Source organism: Butyrivibrio sp. (genome assembly GCF_024699075.1).
In genome coordinates this window covers 1-5,958 of record NZ_JAILQF010000034.1, presented here as the reverse complement: position 1 = coordinate 5,958, position 5,958 = coordinate 1, and the positions used below count along the sequence as shown (strand labels likewise).

The following is a 5,958-nucleotide window of genomic DNA, read 5'->3' as shown; positions in this document are numbered from 1 at the left end:
ATGTTAAATACGGCATTCTTATTTTCCACAATTACTTAAAATGCCTTGTATTTCTTGTGCTTTTCGAAGAAATAGTATCATTTTAGTATCACGAGCTGTATCACCGTGATACTATAACTACCTCCTTCCTTCGTTCTGGTTCGCTTAAAAACTCTCGAACAATTTGACATTGTTCGCTATAAAGTATTATAACACATGCCTTACCAATAAGCCACAAGAAAATTAAAAATACCAGTAAAATTATTTCTATTAAAAGAGGGATACGAACCTAAGGTCCGTACCCCTCTTTGAAACACTTACTTATCTTCCAAAAGACCAAAGAGATATTCTTCTAAGCCACCATCCACGTTGTAACGTCTTTCTGCTACCTGCATTGCCATTGCAGCAATTGCTTTCTCTATCTTAACATTCTTGTTATATGCTGTCTTGACTGGATCCTTTCTTGAACGAATCGATGTATCCTCAGCAAAGAATCTTTTGAAATCAGAATCTTGTACAAAATCCTCCATGTCCATGGAACGGATATCCTCACCCAAGAAACCGTAGTTTTTCAACAACAAATATATCTCTAAACGACTCATCTTTGCAAATACACCATCGAATATCTGCTTTACATCATCGTCCAATGATTTTCCAAAGACAACTTCATCGATATCATATGATTCCTGGCCTCCCCCAGAAGAGCCAAGTGGTCTAAACTTTTCGATTCCCTGTTCAGTTATCATATTATAGGATTCTTTTCCCTTCTCAGTCAGGATAAGTTCCGTAATTTGTGCTATCGAAATCTTCTCGCCTAACTTGGTAAAAATTTCTTCAACAGTAATATCATCCTCGGTCCTATCATTCTCACTGGCAAGTGCAGCACGTGCAGAACGAATCTTCAAAAGTACCTTCGCTTCTTCCGGTGTAATCTCAAGTACAGATGCCACCGCTTCCCTGATACAGTACTGTGTTCTGCTCTTAAAAAATGTCTTAACCTCAAACTGCTTACCTTCATATTTATCATCCATGTATTCCGGATTGTTAAACCTATAAATCAATTTCGGTGCTACATTTATAACTTTAGTCATATATGCTTCCTGTGTCTGATCATCCAGCTTACAGCGTCGGCTTTCACATTCCACCATCTCCTTGATAATATCAAAGATTTCCCAAAAAGCTATATTAGACGCTTCATCTGCTTCATTCAAAAGTCCCTGCTTCTTAAGTAATGCAATATATGCAGCTACTCTTGTCAAATACTCCTTATAAGATTCCTCTGGGTTACGTTTTAATGTTTCTTTCATGGATTCTACCTCCTAAAACTTTTGTCTTGGGAGGCAGAGCCCCGTAGGTTATATAAGGTTATAAATATCAGTCACATCCGCGCTCCCGGCAACGCCGGTATAAACGAATGAGATACAAAAAAAGCTCCTCCTCCCGGTATCTTACCGGGAAGAAGAGCAAAAGATTAAAAGCACACAAAAAGGGGCTGTGTAAACTATTCCAGGTTCTAACCCGGTAATGTCTACACGCCCCTCATGTACGCTCCACCAAGGAAGCCATCACGCCCATACGTGCTTCAATATTCAGTTGTTATGATTGCCGTCTGCTACTTAAATGTAAATCTTTCCAGCGACTGCCTTTTCGAGCAATTCACCTTCAGTAACATTGTGAAGGGACATCGCTCTTGGATGCTTATTGTGGCAATGTCCGCAGGTCATTATGATTCCCTGCAAAACCTTTGTATTCTTATCACCAGTGGTCTCGTATGCCACATGCAAACTCTTTCTACAATATTTACAAAAAAACTCGATCTTCATAATGAGACTCCTCCTTGTATTCGTTATCCGATACTGGAAGAGGAAAAGGGAAATGTCACCTCTCACATGTATACCATTGCCGTTGATCCGGTCGGCAAATGCAGTAACCATTCCGTAAGTGCCAGAGTATAACACAATTACCACACAACTCCTTAACTGATCATTTTTCGATGTATCGAACATCTGTTTGTATGATATCAGTTTCCGGATCAAAAATCAATACTACCTGTGTTTATTTCCTCGTCCATATTTTATTGAAAGGTTCATGTATCTCGCGAAATACTTACCAAGGCGTCCCTTGATGATAATCATATTACTACACATCTTTATATCTGACATCTGAGCATCTTACACATCCATAGCACATTGCAATGTGACAATCAAAACCACCGGCTTAGCCGGTGGTTTGTTCTAGCCCTATAAGGGCTTGTTACCGGCACTGGAGTCTAAAGACTCATTGAAAGGTTCGCCAGCTGCAACATCATTTACCTACCGAGCCCCTTGGGCTCTACTTATCTGTTTTTGACTACTGGCTCACCCGTGAACGGGTCAATATACTCTTTGAGTGTCATTTGATCGTACTCTAAGTCTTCTTTTAATTGATTCCTTATGTACTCTTCAATTTTCTTTGCATTCTTTCCTACCGAATCTACATAATATCCTCGGCACCAAAAATGTCTATTCCCATACTTGTACTTTAAATTCGCATGTCTCTCAAATATCATAAGCGTACTCTTACCTTTTAGATATCCTACAAAACCCGAAACACTCATACTTGGTGGTATTCTAACCAACATATGTACATGATCTGGGCATATTTCAGCTTCAATTATTTCCACGCCTTTTCTCTTACATAATGTACTAAGAATGTTTGCTATATCAGCTTTTAACTGACCATATGCAACCTTTCTCCTATATTTAGGTGCAAAATACTTACACTCCCACTTTGTGTGTGATAAACTATTCATGTCCATTGGGGACTGCCTCCTTTGCTTTTACTTGGCTGACGAACCATAGTAATTCTAGCACTGGAGGCATTTTTCTGTAAGCTGAAGCATTCCTAACCACCCGCAGAGCAGGTGGTTTTATTCATTTTTCAAAGTATCTATTTTATCTTTATCTAAAATATAAAAACTAAGACTTTGAAAAATAGGGCCTTGCCCTAACAATAAGGACCTACAGATTTTTAATCTGTAAGTCCTACTCTTTGTAATGTTATTTAATTATCCTTAGAATCTTATTGCACTCAAATTTTCTCCATTAGCAAATCTTTCATACATATCTATTTTTCGTAGATACATTTCTTTTACAAACTTAATTCGTTCCTCACTAACTTGAGAATCTTTGCGGTACATTTCTTCAATATATTCTACTTTAGGAAGTAAATTTACATCGATTAGCTTTCTGTTTTGAACATATTTTAATAGGTCTAGTTCATGCTCCTTAAATCCTTGAGACTCTTGAGATAATACAAATTTATCTGTTACTGGTACTATATCTCGTCCCACAAGCATACTCTTACCACTATCATAAATTGGAGCCATAGAGATAAACTTAAGTGTATCTGCATCACGTAAGATTGAAATATTTGTCAGATGTCTGTCTCTATTACTAAAAATAAAATCAATAAGAATTTCAAATTCCAAGTACTCTCTAACAATATTTCTATCTAACCCATTCTTATCACAAACATTAATAAAATGTTCATATCCAGAAATGTTATTAGGTTTAAGCTCACTAGTCATTACTGCATAAGCTGAAACAAGTTCTTTTTGCTGTGATGTAAACAAGCTTGATATACATCCATAATCATAATTTTTTCCATCAATGTGAAGCAAAGAATATGTTACAGCATCACGACCTTGTGCTACAATCGCGTCACCAATAATAACTTCGTTTATGCTCTCGCTAGAATATATATCATGATTTCCTTTTACTAGTTTCCTAATTCCATTGTCGATAATCCAAGTCTTTTCAAGATTTCCTTGCAATGAAGAATTAGGCTGATATTCATCAACCTCATTATCATTATAATTAATCTTTCCAAGGAGCAAATTCTCTTTAAAATCATTGTCAAAGAGGTTAACATCTTCCCAGGTTAACTCAGAGCCAATTGGCCTAATCCAATAATAATCCGTTAAACTCAACCCCAAATTATGAGTAAGATATAATCCATTTGTCTCAATTCCATTTTCCCTAAGCATCTTTTCAATCTTTCCTTGCTTAATTGGAATTGCTCTATCTCTCCACCATTCTATAATTCCTCTAGGACTTGTTCTGTTCTGCAATGGCAAAATGGCAGTATTAGACTTTTTACCAAGTTTTACGATATTTCCATCATCGCCAATTTGAAGCATCATTATTTCTTCATTTTTTCGCATAAGTGTATACATTGCCATCTTACTCACCACCTAACAATTCATTTTCATACTCGTTTTCCAACGCCATCCAAGCATAATCAGAAATATAATTTGAAGGTACATCATTCTGCTTATCCAAAACCCTAATCATTCTTCTACCATCCGAGACAAAATCAATTTCATAATGATTATCACTTGATAAAAGTAGATTTCCAGATATCCCATACTCATCACTATGTGTTTTCTCAACGAGGATATCTCCTCTGTCACGATAGATTGCCTCTAGTATTGCTCTATTTACAAATTCTCCAAGAGTCTCTCCCATATCCTTGGCATGATTCTTAATAAAATCTAGATTCCCCTTACCAGTACGAACTCTTATTTGATCTGTAGAATTTATATATTTCTGAGTTGCAGCTTTTTGTGCTGCTGTATATGTTGCTCCCATATTGTTCCCTCATAATATAGATACACTATAGTTATATGTATAGTGTATCTATATATGTAAGCATTGTCAAGAAATATCCCTATCCCTCAACAAACTCCCTCAGCAGCCTAACCGCACTGCTCAATGTTTCATGTACAGCCTGGCGGCTAACACCTTCAATCCTTGCAATCTCCTCTTCCAGCCTAGCTTTAGACTTTCTTCCAACCAGATTTCCATATCCCTGGACAAAAGGAATTTCCTCCTGAAAATCTAATGCATCGTGATGTCTGATACTTCTCATCTCATGCTTATGCTCATTCCTATGAAAATCCCTGAAAGCCTCCCCCTGCTCAACAGTTATCACTATATAAGGCCAGTACTTCTTCAGTTCTTCCTCATATCGTTTCTTTATTATTTTCTCAGGCAGATCAGTTATCACTGCCCACTTAACTCCTCCTTGGATTTCTGGGTATTAATACATACACAGCTCAATAGCGATATCCAAATGGTTTTTTTCACTTTTTAGAATCTCATTTATGCTTTCAATTACCTGTGATTCGATTGGAGGTGGAGGAACATATTTCGTTCCACCAATTGAGACTGGAACACCTCGTATTCTTCCACCATCATGAAAAAATCCTTCATTTACTAGCCTTGATATATAGCACAGCAAATAGTAATTACTGTCAGCCTGAATCACCTCAGGCGAAAGTGCATTTTGAATAGAACCATTCGCAGCAAGTTCCCTAAACCTCAATACATTTTAGGGAACTTTTTTATCTCCATAGTTTGCAAAAGTTCCCTAAAACTATTGGCTCATATCTCACTTTCAAAAGTTTAATATTTTTAATCTTATAAAATAAGTTCAATAATCAAACAAGTGCATCTTTTCTTACGTAATAGGTGCCCCTGCCACTTCCTCGACGTTCAAGCACTTCTTCCTTTACAAGTGCTGTTAACGAGTTTTCCACGGATGCGCGCCCTAGCTTTGGACACATTTCCATTATTTCACTTTTTGTAAACTTGCCTATTTTTTTATAAACGGCAGCTCTTACCTGTTCAATTGCAGGTTCCTTTATATCAATAATTTCAATTCGCTCCTCAAAATCTTTATAAGCTGCAATTATGGTCTTTAGTATATACTTGATAAAAGGAGTAGGATCATCTTCTCCTTCATGCCAACCATTTTGGCTCATATTAAGCGAGTCATAATACAAATCTTTTAAGCCAGCTATCTTTTTTTCCAAAGATACATATCTACCCACAACATAACCAGCTCTATAGAGTAGCAATGTTGTCAACAATCTACTCATTCGTCCATTGCCATCATTAAAAGGATGCACACATAGAAAATCATGAATGAATATTG

The 5,958-nt window shown here is 36.8% G+C and carries 7 protein-coding genes; all 7 read right to left on the bottom strand.

The genetic code is table 11. The features are described 5' to 3' along the window. Positions 1-296: 296 nt before the first annotated feature. Entirely contained in the window at positions 297-1,286 is a 990-nt protein-coding gene (locus K6G87_RS01115; protein ID WP_296832705.1) for a hypothetical protein, read from the bottom strand. Between the two features lie 309 nt (positions 1,287-1,595). After that, positions 1,596-1,802, bottom strand: coding sequence for a hypothetical protein (locus K6G87_RS01110; RefSeq protein ID WP_094141163.1), 207 nt, complete (start codon positions 1,800-1,802; stop codon positions 1,596-1,598). 512 nt (positions 1,803-2,314) lie between these two features. Then, positions 2,315-2,776: an IS200/IS605 family transposase gene (tnpA, locus tag K6G87_RS01105; protein ID WP_296832700.1), complete on the bottom strand. Its 462-nt coding sequence runs from the start codon at positions 2,774-2,776 to the stop codon at positions 2,315-2,317. Between the two features lie 255 nt (positions 2,777-3,031). Beyond that, a complete protein-coding gene (locus tag K6G87_RS01100) occupies positions 3,032-4,201 on the bottom strand; it encodes a hypothetical protein (RefSeq protein ID WP_296832697.1) in 1,170 nt (389 codons plus the stop codon). Between the two features lies 1 nt (position 4,202). Next, a complete protein-coding gene (locus K6G87_RS01095; protein WP_296832694.1) occupies positions 4,203-4,610 on the bottom strand; it encodes a hypothetical protein in 408 nt (135 codons plus the stop codon). 79 nt (positions 4,611-4,689) lie between these two features. Further along, positions 4,690-5,028: a hypothetical protein gene (locus K6G87_RS01090; RefSeq protein ID WP_296832691.1), complete on the bottom strand. Its 339-nt coding sequence runs from the start codon at positions 5,026-5,028 to the stop codon at positions 4,690-4,692. A 433-nt stretch (positions 5,029-5,461) separates the two neighbouring features. After that, positions 5,462-5,958 (bottom strand): Fic family protein (locus K6G87_RS01085; RefSeq protein ID WP_296832689.1); only part of this gene is annotated, 497 nt, incomplete at its 5' end.